This window comes from Bacteroidales bacterium (genome assembly GCA_014860575.1).
Lineage (GTDB): Bacteria > Bacteroidota > Bacteroidia > Bacteroidales > JAAYJT01 > JAAYJT01.
Genome location: JACZJK010000026.1, coordinates 77,689 through 96,320 on the forward strand (window position 1 = coordinate 77,689; position 18,632 = coordinate 96,320).

Consider the following 18,632-nt stretch of genomic DNA (forward strand, 5'->3'; position numbering starts at 1 on the left):
TAAATTAATGGCCAAATTTCAGGATTTTTTTCGTCGTCTCCATAGCCGGCTAAAGAAACTGAGGTTTCGCTTAAGCGGAAATATAGAATAGTCGTCGAGTTGGAGACTGCTTTCAACTGAGTATTTTAGCGATTGCTGCGGGTACAGCACTATAAATGATTGTTCGGTAAAATGCTTCGAAAGCAGGAAAGGAATATCATCCAGCATATGATTATAACTGATTGTTGTTTTCCGGGCGCTAACAAAAACATATAAAGTATCGTTTCTTGCTGATGCTGCCATTTGTGGGAGATCCGGGTATTCGTCATTGGTGCTGATGCTGGTTTCAACAAATGGGCGCAGTTTGCCGAGTGAGGTCTTAATTGCAGTTTCGTCGTTGGTGTTTGTATAGATACGGATAGTGGTTCCTAACTGGTTAGCCAGCCTTTTAATAATCAATGCCCAATTCTGAAAACCGGTTTCAAATTGGGCGGCTTTTGGAACCACAACAACGATATGCCGGAAAAGATTAAGCGGTTCCGTAATTTTGCAAACCAGGATCATTTGGCTCATTTTGTCGAGCAATTGATCCAGGATACTGCCAAAAATCCACTGCCGTGTTGTAATTCTCGCATTCCAGCCAAGAACAACAGTGGTAATGAATAATTCCTTTATTGCCCGTATGATGCCATTACTGATATTCAGGTCAACCCGGGTTGTTGGTTGTATATTTACATCAATATCATTTACAATTGAGAGTGTTTCTACCATTTCCTTATTACTGATTTGAAGCTGTTCTTCCACGTTTTCAGAATCCTTGATTACCGAAAGGGGAAAAATAGGTTCAGGCAGGGAAGGGTCTTTGAGGTAAACAGCAAGTTCAATGAGGCGCGATACATTTTTGGGATTAGCAACCGGCACAAGTATCCTTTCTGGTTTCACGGCCAATTGTGGCGCGCGCTGGCTTTCAATAATGGCAAGCTTACGCCCGGCCTGCTCTGTGATAAAACTACTTATAAGTGTAGTGATCAAAATGAGCAGTACAGTTACATTTAGTATGGTTTCGTCAACAATGCCCATGCTGAAACCAATGAGAATAACAGCAAGTGTCGCTGCGGCTCGTGAGGTGCTCAAGCCGAAAATGATCCTGCGCTGTATCACTGAATAGCCAAATAGTTTTTGGGAAATATATGCCGGTACCCATTTACTGACGATGGCTGTAAGAGTTATTACAGCTGTGATTAGCAACGCATGTGATCCAGAGAATATGACTTTAATATCCACGAGCATTCCAACACTTATCAGGAAAAATGGGATGAAAATCGCATTACCTACAAATTCAATTCTGTTCATCAAGGCAGAATTGGATGGTACAAGCCGATTAATGGCCAGTCCAGCCAGAAAAGCCCCAATAATGGGTTCAAGGCCTGCCAGATCGGCCAATACACCTGCAAGGAAAACCAAACTCAGCACAAATACATACTGGCTGGTTCCGCTTTCGGGAATATTTCTGAAAAACCATCGTGTAACGCGAGGGTAAATAAGTAAAATAAACAATACGAAAATGGTAAGTGATAGGGTCAAATGAATCCAGAATTCCATATCAAGGTTTCCGTCCGTAGAAGCAACGATCATTGCCAATAGTAACAATACCGCTGTATCGGTAATGATAGTCCCTCCAACTGATACGGTTACGGATTCATCTTTTGAAATGCCCAGATTTCTGACAATGGGGTAGGAAATAAGAGTGTGGGTTGAAAACATACTTGCAATGAGCAAGGATGCCGTAAATGAATAATCAAGGAAATAATACAAAATAACAATGCCTGAACCCAACGGAATAATAAATGTAAGAACACCGAAAATGAAACTTCGCTTGCTGCTTTTCTTAAAATCACCCATGTCGATTTCCAGGGCAGCAAGAAACATAATGTAAAGCAAACCAACAGTTCCGAAGAGGACAATGCTGCTGTCGCGTAGCAAAAGGTTCAGACCATTGGGCCCAACAATCACTCCGGCTAGCAAAAGTCCGATAATACTTGGAATCCGCAGCTTACGCAGTACAATAGGTGAGAGCAATATGATAAATAAAACCAGCGTGAAAATTATTACTGGATCCTCGAGTGGTAGTGAGAAAATGGAGGAGAATATCATGTTTTTATATTGCTAGTGACAAAAGTAGTTTTTTAGTGTTAATGTAAATGAAGACTTTGTTAAATAATATGCGCTTGTGAAATCACTTATTATGATTCTGTATTTTGGGCAATCTGTTGCACAAAAGAGATATTCTATTAGTTGTCTTAACAATGCCGGCCTCCGGCTTCAAAACAAAATTCCTATTTTCGCAAAATAATCTTAACCCGGATGAACAAGATCAGCACATATTTTAAAACAAATTCACTGATCATTTACAGGATATTGCTGTTTTTATTGGCAGCAGCTATTATTGTTGGAGTATTCCCAAAAGAAGGAAAGTTCAGGTACGAATTTCAGCGGGGTAAACCCTGGATGCATGAAGATTTGATTGCCCCCTTTGATTTTCCAATACTTAAAACAGATGCTGAACTGGTTCAGGAGCGTGAAAACGTGTTAAAGCAGGTTAAACCATATTTTGTATTCGACGCTGCGGCTTTCGAGACCAACAGAATCAAGCTGATTGAACAGTTCAACAACTATTGGCGCGAAACCGGATCGGAAAGCAATGGTAGAAAAACCCGGAATGAGAACCTTATGATCAAGGTTTACGATTCACTGTTCAATGCGGGAATTATTGAAAATCACACGGTCATAGAAGGTGTGCCAGCCGATTTCCTTATCATTTTATTAAGGGAAAACCTTGCCGTTGAACGTGAACTGAAAAGTTTTTTCACAATTCAGTCGGCAGATGTTTATGTTAAAAACTACTTTTCAGCATTGAACCCTGCCGTGGATCATGAACCCATTATCCGCATCATTGAAAATAACCTGGTTCAGAATGTACGCTTCGATCCAGCAACAACTGAGCGCGAGCGACAAACTGCACTGGGAAGGATATCGCTGATGCGGGGCATGATTCAGAAAGGTGAGCGGATCATTTCAAAAGGCGATCTTGTGAATACCGAACGACACCAGGTACTGGAATCCTTCCGTAAAGAATATGAAATCCAGGTTGGAAGTTCTGCCGCTTTTATAGGCGTAATCGCCGGTCAAACTATTTTGGTGGTGATCGCACTAACTGTTTTTATGCTGTTCCTGGTTTTTTTCCGGGCCGATATTTTCCGTCAGAATAAGATGGTTGTTTTTATGCTGATCGTGATACTCCTTATGGTTTTTGCACTCAGTTATATGACGAGGTTTCATCTCACCTATATCTATCTTGTGCCTATGTGCCTGGTTCCGGTTATCATACGCATTTTTTCCGATACACGACTGGCACTTTTTGTTCACCTTGTCACCATCTTTATCACCGGTTTCCTGGTTCCCAATAGCTTTGAGTTTGTTTTTCTTCAACTCATTGCAGGGATCATTGCCATTATCAGTGTTGTGAACCTGCAAAAACGTTCTCAATTTGCCAAAAGTGTTTTCCTGATTTTTATGACTTATGTTGCTATTTACGCGGGCATGAACCTTATGCAGGAAGGTAATTTTTCAACTATCGAACCCAATATGATCCTTATGTTCGGAGGCAGTGCAATGCTTACCCTGCTTGCTTATCCACTCATCTATGTTTTTGAAAAAATCTTTGGGTTCACCACCGATGTTACCCTGCTTGAGCTTTCCGATACAAACAATAAACTATTGCGAACCCTCGCCGAAAAAGCCCCTGGAACATTTCAGCATTCATTGCAGGTAGCCAATATTGCCGAGGAACTTATACGTGAAATTGGGGGCAACACCCTGCTTGTGCGAACCGGGGCATTATACCATGATATTGGCAAAATGAACAACCCTATGTTCTTTGTCGAGAACCAGGTTACTGGCTTTAACCCGCATGATGAACTCAGTTTTGAAGAGAGTTCGCGCATCATCATCAGTCATGTTATTGAAGGTGTTGAAATGGCGCGTAAGCATACGCTTCCGGAAATCCTCATTGATTTTATCCGAACCCACCACGGAACTCGCAAGGCGGAGTATTTTTATTCCATGCACAAGAAAGAAAACCCTGATGAAGCAATCAATGAGGATCAATTCACTTACCACGGCCCGATCCCTTTCTCAAAAGAAACCGCGGTTGTGATGATGGCCGATTCAGTGGAAGCCGCCTCCCGCAGCTTGAAAAGACCTGATCAGCAAATACTGAACGAATTGGTTGAAAATATCATTAACAAGCAGGTGGAAGATCATCAATTCGACAATTCACCCATCACGATGCGCGATATTACCCGGGTAAAAAAAATCCTTAAGAAGAAACTGATGAATATCTATCACGTGCGCATTGAGTATCCGGTTTCATAAAAGATGTTGCTGATTATTCAATGATAATCTCATCCACAAACAACCAGGCCTTTCCACCCGCTCCCAAATGCCAGTCGGGTATTGTGCCGAAGTTGGTGGCCAGCACTTTCATATAGCGGCCTTTGCAGTTCACTTTCGAACCCAATTCCTGAAAGTGATCTGTATAATCATCAATTGCAATCGTGTTCTTGATGTGAGCCAATTGCTTAAAGTTTTCGCCGTCCTCTGAAACCAGGAAGGTAACATCGTTGGGCATCCATATCCATGAGCGGATTTCCTGCAGGAAACCAGCGCCAACATACCGGATGGGCTGAACCTTTCCAAGATCAACCACAGCCTCAAAATCAATGCCCTGGTAGCCGTGCCAGCCACCAAGGCGAAAGTTGGCTGTACCTCTCAATCCGTCAATCAGGGCTTCAGGTCCACCGGCATGGTAATTGGCATCCATCGGCGGTTTGATGTCAATGCTGCGGTTGATGTCAATTTTTACAAAATGCCCTTGCACTGGACTACTGAACCCAAAGCCTTCTTTCCAGGCCACCGCCGTTAACATTGCTGTTTCGCTGAGCGTGATTGGTTCAGAATACCTAAAAGTATTTTTGCCGGGTGTGGTTCCGTCAAGCGTATAATAGATTTCACAATCCGGGATGATTGTTTCAATTGAAACCTGTACAGGTTCTTTTATGATTGATCCATCGGCTACCAGGAATGGAACTGGAAGTATAAGTTGTTTATCTATTTGTGAAATCGGAATATCTTCATCACGACTGCCCCAGATTTTATTGGGTTGGCTGCCCATCTCAAAATGCAAATGGCCGCCATTCATAATATCCTGATGCGTAATCCATGATTTGGAATAGTTTTCTCCGTTCAATGTGGCTGATTGAATGTAAAAATTACTGTTTGAAACATTGTTGGCTGTGATCCTGAAAACATTTCCGTTCTCCAACTGGATTTCCATTTCGGGGAACCAGGGTGTACCAATTACGTATTCCGGAGCGCCAGGCGTTACCGGGTAAAATCCCATGGCGCTCATGATCAGCCATGCCGACATTTGCCCACAATCCTCGTTTCCAATGAGGCCATCAGGATGAATTGTGTAAAAATTATCCATGATTTTCCTGACGCGCTGCTGGGTTTTCCAGGGTTGGTTCACAAAATTATAGAGGTAAGCCATGTGGTGGCTTGGTTCGTTGCCATGTGCATATTGGCCAATCAATCCCGAAATATCTTTCATATCGCGGCCACTGATATCAATTTCGGTTTCGAACAATTCATCAATTTTAGAAACCAGTTTTTCCTTGCCTCCATGCATCTCAGCCAAACCAGTTATATCCTGTGGCACGTAAAAACTGTATTGCCAGGAATTCGCCTCGGTGAAATGCCAGTCAACGGTAGTGGGATCGAAAGGCGTGAGCCAACTGCCATTCAGTCTTGGGCGCATAAAGCCGGTTTCAGGGTCGAAAATATTTTTATAGGATTGCGCCCGGCGAAGGTATTCGTGGTAAATTTCTTCATTGCCCAGGTCGCGGGCCATCATGGCGATGCACCAGTCGTTAAATGCGTATTCAAGGGTTTTGGAAATGGATTCATGTTCCATGTTGCCGGGAATGTAGCCATGTTTCTGGTAAACATTAAGTCCGAAATGGTCGCGGGTGGCGCTGTGGATCATGGCTTGCAAGGCTTTTTCGCCATCAAAACCACGCAGACCTTTCATCCACGCATCAGCAATTACCGATACACTGTGGTTGCCAATCATGCAATATGTTTCATTGGCAGCTAACTCCCAGATGGGTAACAGCCCGCCTTTTTCATACATATCCAGCATCACATGAATAAAATCTCGGGTGCGATCCTGCTCAATGATGGTCATCAACGGATGCCAGGCGCGGTATGTATCCCAAAGTGAGAACACGGTGTAATTGGTGAAATCCTCAGCAGCATAGATCTTTTTATCCATGCCACGATATCGCCGGTCAACATCCATGAAGGTATTGGGTTGGAGGAAAGCATGGTACATTGCTGTGTAAAACACCATGTTCTGATCCTGATTTCCTCCTTTCACCTTTATTTTGCTCAATTCCTGATTCCAGGCTTCGTAACTGTTTTGCCTTACTTGTTCAAAGCCCCAGCCTGGCACTTCAGCCATCAGGTTTTTATAAGCGCCTTCGGCATCCACGGCTGAGAGGCCAACTTTTATTTCAATCATTTCGTCTTTTTCGGTTTCGAACCCAACAAAGGCTTTAATATTCTGGCCTTCAGCACTGAAAATCCCCGGATTAACAATATCATCCACTGCAATGCCGCTGCGTTCAAAAGGTTTTGAGAACACCATGTGAAAATACCACACCATGTCTTCGGCCCAATTTCTTGAACGCCGCATGCCGCGGATTTCGGTATCGCTTACTATCTCTATCCAGGACTCCATTACAGGGTCACGGTGTTTGAAGTCAATGATGAAATTGGCTTCATCGCTTACCGGGAAAGTATAACGGTGATATCCTACTCGGGTTGTAGCCGTCATTTCAGCTAAAACGTTTGGTTTGTCAAGAAATACGCTGTAATAAGCCGCTTCGGCATGTTCGTTTTCTTTTTTGAAAGGAGAACTGTATTCTGTGTTTTGAAAAACCGGTTCACCCACTACCGGCATAACAAGAATATCGCCGTAATCGCTGACACCGGTTCCACTTAAAGCAGTGTGCGCAAAGCCATACAGGATACTGTCGGTATAATGATAACCTGAGCAGCCGTCCCAACCATCAAGCCGGGTTTGCGGACTCAACTGCACCATCCCAAAAGGCGTAGCTGCTCCTGGATAGGTGTGTCCATGTCCACCAGTTCCGATGAAGGGATTGACGTAGGAAGCGGGATCGCTGGGTTCTTTATCAATTTTGCATGTTGAAAGAACTAATGCCAGGATCAAAAGCGGAAAAATCAGTTTTTTAGTCATATTGTTTAATTTTACATAACGGAATCTTCATATAGCTGTACTGCTGGAGAATAGCTCAAAAATTAGTATTTTGCAGGAAACCTTCCCCCTTTGAAAAAGGGGGTTAGGGGGATTTACAACAAAAATTAAGGAGTACTGATAAATGTAGGACATAATCTTAATTATTCATTAAATAGTCGCGCAAGGAGCAAACATTCAACTGCGACTCAAACTCCATTAAAGATAATGTGGAATTACAAAACACCACCTTCTCTTCACCAGGCCAAAGATGAAAGAAATTATCATCAAACCAGGCATGGCTGTCGCTTAGGTACAATTGCACGTGGGCGGCGAAAGCATTGCTCGTAAGCTTTATCAGATATCCGTCTTCGGTAGACTGAATCTCGTAATCAATTAATGCCAACGGTAAATTCAAATTCCCGAGGGTTTCGAGGAATTTCTCATTTTGATAAATTTCTCCTGATAGTGTTTCGAACCTTGCCCGAACCAGCCATTCAGCAGGATTGATGTTTTCTCTAAGTTCTGACGAAGAAACTGTAAATGCGTGGGTTGATTTATTGGTTTCCAAAACTATGGGTTCAGAAAATTGAACCTGGGCTTGGCCTTCAAAGTTTACTAATGAAATGTACAGATTTCCGCTCGTGGGTTCGAGCCGGTCAGAAACAAGAAATACTTTTAAACTGTCCTGGTGTTCAATCACTGAAACTATGATGTCATCGTACAAATCCCTTACTTTGTATTGAAGGGCTTTCCAATTGCCATTCACATCCGTAGCCGACCAGCTTGTAACCGGCCAGCAATCGTTCAACTGCCAGTAAAGGGTTCCCATGCAGCGGGGCATGACGCGGCGGTGCGCTTCAATGGCCAGGCCAATGCCTTTTGCCTGAACCATCTGACTCAGATAAATAAATTCCTGAACCGATTCCGGGTAGAGGTTTTCCCTTTCAAGATAGGTGCTGATGGTATGGTAACCTGTTGGATGTTTTTGGTGACATTTGAGGGGATCAGAGAAAAGGAAATCATCTTCCGGCTCCTGAAATTGCCTGATGGTAGCCAGGGCGGGCATGGCCTGAAAACCATATTCGCTCATAAAGCGCGGGACTTTTTCGAGATACATTTCAAAAGGCTGCAAGCCCCACCATACACCCCAATAATGGGCGCTGCCTTCTTTCAGGCTTTCTTCACGGCCCCAGCCATGCATTGGTGAGGTGGAAAGGTAAGTACGCTGAGGGTCATATTTATTGACAACGCCAGGAAGCAAATCATGAAAAACCCGCTTGTAGCCTTCCCAAATCGTGGCAGAGTCTTTTGGTGAGATGTCAAGTGTCCGCTGCCATTGCCAATTGTGCCAGCCTTCGTCAGCTTCGTTATTACCACACCACAATGCAATGTTGCTATGATTTCTCAGTCGCTTGACTTGATAGATGGCCTCCTGCCTGACATTCTCAACAAAAGCATTATGGCCGGGATACATCGCGCAGGCGAACATGAAATCATGCCAAACCAGCAAACCGTGGCGGTTGCAGAGTTCGTAGAAAATATCCTTTTCATAAATTCCGCCGCCCCAAACACGCAACATGTTCATGTTAGATGCAACAGCCATATCTATAATGGCCTGGTAATCTTCGTCCTGCACTTCGGTGACAAAACTGTGCTGTGGAATATAATTGGCACCTTTCATAAACACGGGCACATTGTTCAGCTTCACATACAAGGAGTTGCCGAATTCATCATCTTCGGTCACCACTTCGAGTGTGCGGATGCCGTATGGAATACTTTGCTCAAAAGTTTTACCCGAGGCGGTTTCTATTACAAATTCCAACTCATACAAATGTTGTTCGCCTAGTCCGTTTGTCCACCAGAGAATGGGATTTATGATAGAAAAATCCAGGGCGTACTCATTCACACCTGGCTCCAGCTTGATTTCCTCTGCAGCCAGTTGCTGACCATTGCCGGCGTTTATTACTCTCAGGCTTGCGTTCTCAGCCCTTGCTGATTCAACGGTAAAAGTACTTTGCAAATCAGCCTTTTGATTCGTGACGCTTTTAGTGACTACGTGAATGTCTTCAACTTTATGCGAATCCCATGCTTCCAGGTAAACCGGTTTCCAGATTCCGGCAGTTACGAATTTTGGCCCCCAATCCCAGCCAAAATGATAGGCAGCCTTGCGACTTTGGTTCCAGCGTCCGCCAGGCAGCGGATAGCCTAAAGCAATTGAATCCTGTAAGAAACGGTTTTCGGCTGATTCAAAGATTATTTCAAGGACATTTCCCCCTTCTTTCAGGAATTCCTTACAGTTGATTTCCCATTTGCGGAACATATTGTTGGCTTCCAGTATTTTATTGTCGTTCAGAGAAACTACGGCATAGGTGTCAAGTCCTTCAAAAACCAGGTTTACCTTAGATTTTTCCAACAGGCTCGCATCAACCTGGAAAGTGGTCCGGTAAACCCAATCTGTTTGGCCGATCCATTGTAAATTTTTTTCGTTGCAGCCGTAAAAAGGATCAGGGATCTGATTGTTTTTTAACAAATCGGTGTGAACCGTACCGGGCACGATAGCCGGATTCCATTCTTCCTGACCGGATTGGCTGAATTCCCAGTTATGCATCAGTTCAAAGCGCTCACCAAGAGGTGCATCGTTTATATTGCAGGCAGGAAGAATGAATATTAATAAGAAACGAGAAAGCCATATCATTGACCGTTCACGTTTGCCAGGCAGCGACTTCTTACTAAGAATCATGAGTCTTTAAAATTGAGATGTAATTGTACTCTTTACGTTTGTTCAAATTTATGTCAGCTTAAAGAAATGAATGATGATTTCATCCCACCAGTTGCATTTTGTGTCACTTTTGAATTAATTTTGCAACGTTTTAATAAATTATACAATGCCTACTGCAATCAGAATATCAGACGATTTATTGAACAATGCCCGGAGTATCAGCAAAGTTGAAAACCGTTCAGTCACCGGACAAATAGAACATTGGGCTACCATTGGCCGGATTGCTGAGGAAAACCCTGATATGCCTTACACTCTCATTAAAGAAATTCTCAGAGGAAAAGCCGAAATCGAATCAGGCCGGTTTTCTGATTATAAATTTGATTGAACCGGCAATGCGAATCATTCAATCGCGAATCTTCGAGCAAAAAGTTAAAAAACTGAGTTCATCAGATAAGACCGAACTTGATAACGCCGTGAGAGAAGTGATAGCCCGACCTGATATTGGGGAGCAAAAGAAAGGGGATCTCAGAACGGTGTTAGTGTACAAATTCAGAATCCAAATAATACTGTACCTGATGGCTTACCGATATAATACTGATACTCTAGAACTACTGATGCTTGGCACGCATGAGAACTATTACAAAGAACTAAAAAATTACCTGAAAAACCGCTGACTTCACACGATCAACTTTTTAACGACCTGATCGCCACACCCAAAATATAAACAATACAGACTGCTGGAACCATGAATCCAAGTGTTACATTCACATCCGCTACGGCTCCGGTAATGGGTGGAATAATAGCGCCACCTAGAATAGCCGTTACCATAAGTCCGGCCAGCTCATTCGTGCGCTCGGGCATAGCATCCACCGTAATTGAAAATATCAGTGGGAAAATATTGGCAAAGCCGAGCCCGACAAGGAAAATTCCTGTGAAAGCAACATACTGGCTTCCCAAAAATAGCATGGCCATGCCCAGGATTGAAAACATGACGCTGAATATCAAAAATCTGCCAGCTTTCACGGTTCGCAATAAAAAAGCGCCTGCCAGTCGGCCAATGAAAATTGGTAAAAAGAATAATCCCCAGGCAAGCCACAGCCCGAAATCGCTGAAACCATAAACTTTGTCCATCAAAATGGGAATCTGCGCACTCATTGAAACTTCGGCTCCCACATAAAGAAAAATACCCAATACCATCATCAGCACAAAAGGATTTTTGAGCAGTGCCAGGCTCGAACCCAGCGTAGCTGGCTGAGCATCCAGGTTTTTCCTTTCAGTGATTTTGATGGTTCGTACCCAAATGAGTGTGATAACCAGTATGAATGCGAAAAGTGGAAAGAGGATGGTCCAATCCAGTCCGAACCAAATGGCTACGGCAGGAGGGACGAGAAATCCCAGCGAAGAACCTATGGCTTTTATGGATTGCCCGAGCGAGAGATTGCTTGAATAGCGTCCCTCGGCTGACACGTCACGCATGATGGGGTTTCCGGCTACCTGCAGCGTTGTTGCTCCGGCGCCAAGCAGAAAAATACTTACAAAAAGTGCATAGAGTTTAACATTCGATCCCGGTTCAATAACGGCAACCGGGCCATACATGCCGAAAGCGATTGGGATCAGCAAACCAAACAAGGCAATCATCAAGCCCATGGAAAGAATATACTTTTTCCCCCTGGAATCCTGAAGAACACCCAACGGAATTGATAAAATTCCAAACATCAGGAAGCCGCTGGTAGTCATCAGTGAAGCAACAAAGTTTGAAACCATAAACGTATCTTTTACCAGCGATACCAGCGGGCCGACAACATCGCCGAAACCCATGGCCAGGAAGGCGAGAAAAATAGGAAAAGTTTTGTTTTTTGTCATGATCAGATTACTCGTTAAAGGTTGATAGTTTCTGTGATAACACGCTTGCAATACTAAGGAATAATTGCCAGATAAACCATGCCTGATGCTGAAATTTCATCCATGCAAATTTTCTGATGCAACAATAGCGCTGTGAGCGTTTATTACATGTGAACTCAGATTCCACATCCCCTGACTTTTTTTTATCGGGAAATTTTGGACAGTAATTTCAGCTTTGGTATTGGCAGACCTTTCCAGTTGAGAACTTAAAGTAGATGCACAAGCTTATAATTTGAATTTATTTACTTGTTGTTTGGAAAAAAAATCTGATTTTTGTTATTCACATAGCAGAGGGATTTTATTGATACAAATCATTCATTTACTCTTTAATTAAATCTATATGGAAGCACTAGAAATCGCCAGATGGCAGTTTGGCATCACAACAATCTATCACTTTTTCTTTGTCCCCATAACCATGGGACTTGCTGTGCTCACTGCCATCTTACATACATTTTACTACCGTACCGGAAGCCTTGATTACAAAAGACTGACCAAATTTTTCGGAAAACTTTTTGTGATCATATTCGCTTTAGGCGTTGTTACTGGTATCGTTCTTGAATTCCAGTTTGGAATGGCCTGGTCGGCATACTCACGTTTTGTCGGAGATATTTTTGGGATCCCGCTGGCTATTGAAGCACTTTTGGCTTTTTTCCTTGAATCAACATTTATTGCCGTTTGGCTTTTCGGTTGGAACAAGTTGCCCAAGGGACTGCATTTGCTCAGCATCTGGCTTGTAGCGATTGGCTCTAATCTATCAGCAATATGGATTCTAATTGCCAACGCATGGATGCAGGTGCCTGTAGGCTACGTTTTGAATGAAGGACGCGCCGAGTTAAGTGATTTTATTGCTGTGATGCTCAACGAACAAATGCTAATAATGGCTCAGCACACCATTATTGCAGCTTTTACAACAGGTGGCCTTTTTATGCTGGGTATCAGTGCATGGCACATTTTGCGTAAAAACCAGGTTGAGATTTTCTCCAAATCAGCTCACATAGCACTGGTCTTCACGGCTGTTTCCAGCCTCCTTGTTGCTACTACCGGGCATAAGCATGCTCAGCACACTGTTAAGCATCAGCCTATGAAGATGGCGGCCATGGAAGGTATGTGGGAATCGGAAAAACCTGCGAGTTTCTCACTCTTTGCAATCATTAATCAGGAAAATAAGACCTCCCTCAGGGAGTTGAAATTACCATACATGTTAACTGTGCTGGCCTACAACAATCTCACAAGCGAAGTAAAAGGACTGAATGAACTGCAGCAAGAATACGAAGAAACATACGGTCCTGGCGATTACCTGCCCCCGGTAGCCTTAGTTTATTGGAGTTTCAGGTTCATGGTGGGATTGGGTATGTTGTTTATACTATTTTCAATATTCGGGCTTGTACAATGGTGGCGTAACAAACTGACAATAAGCAGGCCATATCTTCGATTGGCTACAATCATCATGTTTTTGCCGCTTTTGGCAAATACACTGGGATGGATTGTTGCTGAGATGGGTCGGCAACCCTGGATAGTTCATGGTTTAATGTTTACCCGCGATGGTGTTTCACCTAATGTTAGCAGCAGTTCCATGGCTCTGACCACCATTGCGTTCACACTCGTATATGGTTTGCTTGCTGCCGTTGCCGTTTACCTTGTTCACCGTTTTGCGAAATCAGGTGTACCTGATGATGACGCAGCGACCCATGCTTATTGATCATGCTTTCAAAAAACCTTTAAAATAATTGAATTATGGATTATCAGATTATATGGTTCATATTAATAGCGATCCTGTTTATCGGCTATTTCGTTCTCGAAGGATTTGACTTCGGAGTTGGAATACTCCTGCCTTTTATCGCCAAAGATGATATTGACCGCAGGGTCGTTCTGAATACCATCGGTCCGTTTTGGGATGCTAATGAGGTTTGGCTGATCACCGCCGGCGGAGCCATGTTTGCAGCATTTCCGCATTGGTATGCCACACTTTTCAGCGGATTTTATATTCCATTGTTCCTGTTGCTGCTTGCACTCATCTTCAGGGCTGTCGGGATTGAGTTCCGCAGCAAAATGAAACAAACCTTATGGCGAAAAACTGCCGATCAGTTTATTTTCTGGGGTAGCTTTCTGCCGGCTCTGCTGTGGGGCGTAGCGTTCACAAACATTGTGCAGGGCCTTCCTATTGGCGCTGATATGAATTTTACAGGAAACTTGCTCGCAGCACTTAATCCTTACGCCCTGCTTGGCGGTGTGGTGGTGGTGCTGATTTTCATGCTGCACGGAGCACTGTTTCTCAGCCTTCGTACTACAGACAACCTAAAGGCTCGTGCAGAAAAAATTGCCAAAACTATGTGGTGGCCTATTGGTATAGTTACAGTAGTTTTTGCTGTGCTGGGTTACTGGCAGACTGTACTTTTTGATGGTCTTGGACTGGTTCCGGGTACGTTGCCAACACTTGCCCTATTTACTTTTATAGCTTGCTTCGTGTTTATGCGGCTCAAAATGCAGGGATATGCTTTTGCATCCATTGCTCTGACCATTCTGTTAGGCACTGCTATAATCTTTTACGGTTTATTTCCCAATGTGATGCCTTCATCATTGAATGAGGCTTACAATCTCACTATCTATAATGCATCATCCAGTAAGATGACTTTAAAGATCATGACCATTGTTGCATTATTCTTTGTCCCCATCGTTCTTGCATACCAGGGTTGGAGCTATTACGTTTTTAGCAAACGCATAACCCGCGATGCCATCCCACGAGAGGAAGTGAAACTGTGATACAGTGATGCAGTGATGCGGTTGTTGGAGTATTGGAGTGATGGAGTAGTGGATGGTCAAATGGTTGATTAGTCAATTAGTGCCAGCCCAAATACAGTAACCCCGACAGGATTGCAAATCCTGCTGGGGTTTGACATGGATGGACTAATAAATCAACCCTTACAGAAATTCATATCCTGTTTAAGTGCTTTAATTTTAAAACTAGCCAACTTGTTGTACTTATCAATTGTGTTACAGTGTTGCAATTTAAATTTGATGGTGAAATTGAGAGATGTATTTGATTGCCGACTGTCTTTTGCCAACTGCCAACTTATCCCCGCAGGGCTATTCTCTTACAGGGAGCCATTTGGTATAAATGGAAATAATGTTTAGAACCGATCAGTGAACAATAACGATAAAAAGATTTCTGAAAAACGTCCGAAGAGCATTCATCGCAGGCTGTTTGGGCTGGCGAAGGGTGTACGAGGTTTTATATTTTCATTGGCAGCTTTTAGTTTGGCAATGGCTGCTGTTGTTATTCTGCAAATGTACCTCTTGAGCATCATTATCAATGATGTCTTTTTCTTGTCACAACAACCTAAAACCTACTCACTTTATCTGCTGTTCGCCACTATCATTGCACGGGCTTTGCTGATCTGGGTTCGGGAAAGGCTTGCCCAGCAAAACGCCGTAAAAATTAAATCAGCACTACGATTGAAACTTTTCGGTCATCTGCTGGAACTTGGCCCGTCTTATACGAAGTCCGAGAAAACCGGTGGGCTGGTAGCCGTAGTAATGGATGGGGTTGAAAAGCTTGATGAGTATTATACCCGCTATATTCCAGCAGTCATTCACCTGATTATTCTTCCACCGGCCATTATCCTCTTTGCGCTTTACACTGATTGGCTCAGTGGTTTGATAATGTTGTTTACAGGCCCGTTAATAGTGTTTTTTATGTGGCTGATCGGAAGTTGGGCTAAAAGCCTCACACTAAAACTGTGGCATGAATTAAGCGGAATGTCTTCTTATTTTCTAGATGCCCTGCAGGGTCATAAAACGATGAAGATATTCGGTTCGAACCGTAAGGAAACCGATAATGTAGCAAGTATCAGCGAAAGCTATCGTACTATCACCATGAAGGTGCTTAGGGTTGCATTTTTATCGGGCATGGTGCTTGAGCTGGCTGCCAGTATCAGCATTGCACTGGTAGCAGTGCAGGTTGGAATCCGGCTTATCGAAGGCCTGATGGTGTACCAGTTGGGTTTGTTTGTATTGTTGCTGACTCCAGAATTTTATCTTCCTTTCCGGGCCCTCGGCCAGCATTATCACAGCGGTCTGGAAGGTGCGGCAGCAGCAGAAAAGATTTTTGAAATTACAGATTCCAGTCAGTTTTCGAGCGAACCAAATCACACAGCTAGCCTGGACAATCATATAATTACTTTGAATTTTGCCGATGTCAGCTTTACTTATCCCAAATCTGAACATCCTGCATTGCAAAGTATAAACTGCAGGCTCGAGCCAGATACCTTGACCGCAGCAGTCGGAAAAACCGGTTCAGGAAAATCAACATTTGCCTATTTGCTGATGGGATATCTACAGGCATCATCGGGTCAGATTATGGTGAATGGAATTCCGCTTAATCAGGTTGATCCCGAAGAATGGAAAGCTCAAATTGCTTATGTTCCTCAGCAGCCTCATTTCTTCAATATGAGTGTGCTTGAGAACCTTTTGATGGCACATCCAAATGCAAGTATTGATCAGGTAATGGAAGCTGCTAAAAACGCCGGAGCGCACGGTTTCATCAATCAACTTCCACAAGGCTATCACACTTTGCTTCATGAAAATGCATCACGCCTCAGTGGTGGTGAAAGGCAGCGGTTGGCTATTGCAAGGGCTTTCCTGAAAAATGCGCCTGTATTGATTCTCGATGAACCAACGTCAAACCTTGATCCTGAAAGTGAAGAAAATATTGCGGAAGCAACAGAGAAATTGCTTAAAAACCGAACCACGTTCATTATTGCACATCGCTTGAAGACCGTTTACCTCGCCGATAATATCCTGGTTTTCGATCGTGGAAGAATAGTTGAGAGCGGATCTCATGATACTTTAGTCAGGCAGGAAGGAATCTATGCGGGTTATATGAAAACTATGGGCAACAGGGAAGGAGGAATGGCATGATCCGAAAATTGCTGCGGTTCCTCAAAAATAACAAATTGCACTTTGCCGGCGCTCTACTGCTGGCGACAGCAACCATACTCACCGGTATCGGTCTGATGAGTTCATCAGGATTTCTCATAACACGGGCAGCACAACGCCCGATGTTGGTTGATTTGTTTGTAGTTACCGCTGCTGTTAGGTTTTTTGGAATATCGCGGGCTGTAGTAAGGTATTTTGACCGTGTTGTTTCGCACGAACTGACTTTTAACACCCTTTCATCCATGCGCAGCCTGCTGTTCAGGAAAATTGATTCGCTGTCGTTGAAGTGGTTGATGGGGCGTAGGTCAGGCGATTTGCTTGCGCGTTTGGTAACTGATATTGATACATTGCAGAATGTTTACTTACGCATCATTTCTCCGGTAATTGTTGCGGTCGTCATTACAGCTTTTACCTGTGTAGCTTTATGGTTTTTCGATCCGGTTTTATCATTGGCAACGCTCTTCTTCCTGCTTGTGAGCGGAGTTGCTTTGCCGGCATTAGCGGTGCATCTGGCTAAAGGAGTTGGAAAAAATAACGTAGAAATGAAATCCGGATTTAAAGCATACCTTGTTGACAGGATTCAGGGCTTGCAGGAATTGTTATGGTTGGGTAAGAAAAAAGATACCAGAAATGATGTTTATGAGATGCAGGCGAAGTTGGATACCCAACATCGTAAAAATGCTGGAATTACAGGCCTTCTAGAAGGATTACACAGCCTTTCAGCAAACCTGGGGGTGTTTGCGGTTCTGGTACTTTCAATACCTTTGGTGTTGTCGGGTCAGTTTTCCGGTGTGATGCTTACCATGCTTACCCTTGGGGTTCTGACCAGTTTTGAGGCTGTTCAGAATCTGGGGAATGCTTTCCAGCAATATGAACCTTCCAGGGAATCAGCAGATCGGTTCTTTTCGGTTGCTGAAAGCACTCATATCATTGCTGATCCTGAAATACCTGCAACAGTGACGGATTGGAAAGATATTTCATTCCATCAGGTTTCGTTCTCCTATGAAACAGAGAACATTACGCTGAACAATGTTTCTTTTGAAATTCCCCGGCTCTCAAAAACAGCGATCGTTGGCCCTACGGGCAGCGGCAAAAGCACGCTTGTTAATCTGATGCTGCGTTTCTGGGATCCCGAATCAGGAATCATTTCTATTGGTGGAACCGATATTCGAAATCTTGAAGCATATAAATTGCGATCGTTGTTTGCGGTGGTATCACAAGATGCTTACATCTTTAACAGGACTTTGCGTGAAAACCTGCTCATTGCTAAACCCACAGCTACTGATGGTGAATTGACCGAGGTTCTGAACAAAGTAGGCTTAAATACTTTTGCCAACGATCTGAACCTGAATGCCGGCAACTTTGGTGCGCGGCTTTCTGGCGGTGAACGCCAGCTTCTGGCTCTTGCCCGTGCCCTGCTTAAAGATGCGCCCATCTGGATTTTTGACGAACCCACCGCCAACCTCGATGTAAAAACCGAAAGAAAGGTTCTGGATGCCATATGGGCTACAGCCGGCCACCGCACGATGATAATGATCACGCACCGTTTGTTGGATATGGAAAAGGTGGATCAGATTATTGTGATGAATCGCGGTGAGATTGTTGAGAAAGGCACGCACGCCCAACTGCTTGAGGGGCAATCCTTTTATGCGAAGATGGTGGGGTATCAGGTTGCTTTTCGGTAAGCAAAATATATTTATGCTAATTGTCGTG

Annotated in this window: 11 protein-coding genes; 7 read left to right on the forward strand and 4 right to left on the reverse strand. The window is 43.6% G+C overall.

Annotated features, from left to right (window positions below):
- Positions 1 to 18: 18 nt before the first annotated feature.
- Positions 19 to 2,133 carry a cation:proton antiporter gene (locus tag IH597_07195; protein MBE0662237.1) on the reverse strand — a complete coding sequence of 705 codons (2,115 nt, stop codon included), beginning with the start codon at positions 2,131 to 2,133 and terminating at the stop codon, positions 19 to 21.
- Between the two features lie 210 nt (positions 2,134 to 2,343).
- Here IH597_07195 and IH597_07200 point away from each other — a divergent pair, with 210 nt between their 5' ends.
- Positions 2,344 to 4,413 (forward strand): HDIG domain-containing protein, encoded by a 2,070-nt coding sequence (locus IH597_07200; protein MBE0662238.1) that lies wholly within the window; start codon positions 2,344 to 2,346, stop codon positions 4,411 to 4,413.
- A 13-nt stretch (positions 4,414 to 4,426) separates the two neighbouring features.
- Here IH597_07200 and IH597_07205 read toward each other — a convergent pair whose 3' ends face one another.
- Positions 4,427 to 7,363 (reverse strand): GH92 family glycosyl hydrolase, encoded by a 2,937-nt coding sequence (locus IH597_07205; protein ID MBE0662239.1) that lies wholly within the window; start codon positions 7,361 to 7,363, stop codon positions 4,427 to 4,429.
- A gap of 157 nt (positions 7,364 to 7,520) precedes the next feature.
- A complete protein-coding gene (locus IH597_07210) occupies positions 7,521 to 10,103 on the reverse strand; it encodes a glycoside hydrolase family 2 protein (GenBank protein ID MBE0662240.1) in 2,583 nt (860 codons plus the stop codon).
- A 145-nt stretch (positions 10,104 to 10,248) separates the two neighbouring features.
- Here IH597_07210 and IH597_07215 point away from each other — a divergent pair, with 145 nt between their 5' ends.
- Entirely contained in the window at positions 10,249 to 10,467 is a 219-nt protein-coding gene (locus tag IH597_07215) for a hypothetical protein (protein ID MBE0662241.1), read from the forward strand.
- A 7-nt stretch (positions 10,468 to 10,474) separates the two neighbouring features.
- Entirely contained in the window at positions 10,475 to 10,756 is a 282-nt protein-coding gene (locus tag IH597_07220; protein ID MBE0662242.1) for a type II toxin-antitoxin system RelE/ParE family toxin, read from the forward strand.
- Between the two features lie 10 nt (positions 10,757 to 10,766).
- On the opposite strand, the gene IH597_07225 is transcribed toward IH597_07220, so the two are convergent.
- A complete protein-coding gene (locus IH597_07225; GenBank protein ID MBE0662243.1) occupies positions 10,767 to 11,945 on the reverse strand; it encodes an MFS transporter in 1,179 nt (392 codons plus the stop codon).
- A 379-nt stretch (positions 11,946 to 12,324) separates the two neighbouring features.
- On the opposite strand from IH597_07225, the gene IH597_07230 reads away from it, so the two are divergent.
- From IH597_07230 to cydC, 4 genes are all read left to right on the forward strand, one after another.
- Positions 12,325 to 13,683, forward strand: coding sequence for a cytochrome ubiquinol oxidase subunit I (locus tag IH597_07230; GenBank protein ID MBE0662244.1), 1,359 nt, complete (start codon positions 12,325 to 12,327; stop codon positions 13,681 to 13,683).
- Between the two features lie 35 nt (positions 13,684 to 13,718).
- A complete protein-coding gene (gene cydB / locus IH597_07235; GenBank protein ID MBE0662245.1) occupies positions 13,719 to 14,744 on the forward strand; it encodes a cytochrome d ubiquinol oxidase subunit II in 1,026 nt (341 codons plus the stop codon).
- 381 nt (positions 14,745 to 15,125) lie between these two features.
- Entirely contained in the window at positions 15,126 to 16,901 is a 1,776-nt protein-coding gene (gene cydD, locus IH597_07240) for a thiol reductant ABC exporter subunit CydD (GenBank protein ID MBE0662246.1), read from the forward strand.
- Complete coding sequence (gene cydC, locus IH597_07245) at positions 16,898 to 18,604, forward strand: thiol reductant ABC exporter subunit CydC (GenBank protein ID MBE0662247.1); 1,707 nt, start codon at positions 16,898 to 16,900, stop codon at positions 18,602 to 18,604. The genes cydD and cydC overlap by 4 nt, the downstream gene beginning before the upstream one ends.
- Positions 18,605 to 18,632: the final 28 nt, after the last annotated feature.

Excerpts from the sequence above, each read along its gene's own strand:
- IH597_07195 (MBE0662237.1), bottom strand. The coding sequence starts at position 2,133 with ATGATATTCTCCTCCATTTTCTCACTACCACTCGAGGATCCAGTAATA.
- IH597_07200 (MBE0662238.1), top strand. The coding sequence starts at position 2,344 with ATGAACAAGATCAGCACATATTTTAAAACAAATTCACTGATCATTTAC.
- IH597_07205 (MBE0662239.1), bottom strand. The coding sequence starts at position 7,363 with ATGACTAAAAAACTGATTTTTCCGCTTTTGATCCTGGCATTAGTTCTT.
- IH597_07210 (MBE0662240.1), bottom strand. The coding sequence starts at position 10,103 with ATGATTCTTAGTAAGAAGTCGCTGCCTGGCAAACGTGAACGGTCAATG.
- IH597_07215 (MBE0662241.1), top strand. The coding sequence starts at position 10,249 with ATGCCTACTGCAATCAGAATATCAGACGATTTATTGAACAATGCCCGG.
- IH597_07220 (MBE0662242.1), top strand. The coding sequence starts at position 10,475 with ATGCGAATCATTCAATCGCGAATCTTCGAGCAAAAAGTTAAAAAACTG.
- IH597_07225 (MBE0662243.1), bottom strand. The coding sequence starts at position 11,945 with ATGACAAAAAACAAAACTTTTCCTATTTTTCTCGCCTTCCTGGCCATG.
- IH597_07230 (MBE0662244.1), top strand. The coding sequence starts at position 12,325 with ATGGAAGCACTAGAAATCGCCAGATGGCAGTTTGGCATCACAACAATC.
- cydB (MBE0662245.1), top strand. The coding sequence starts at position 13,719 with ATGGATTATCAGATTATATGGTTCATATTAATAGCGATCCTGTTTATC.
- cydC (MBE0662247.1), top strand. The coding sequence starts at position 16,898 with ATGATCCGAAAATTGCTGCGGTTCCTCAAAAATAACAAATTGCACTTT.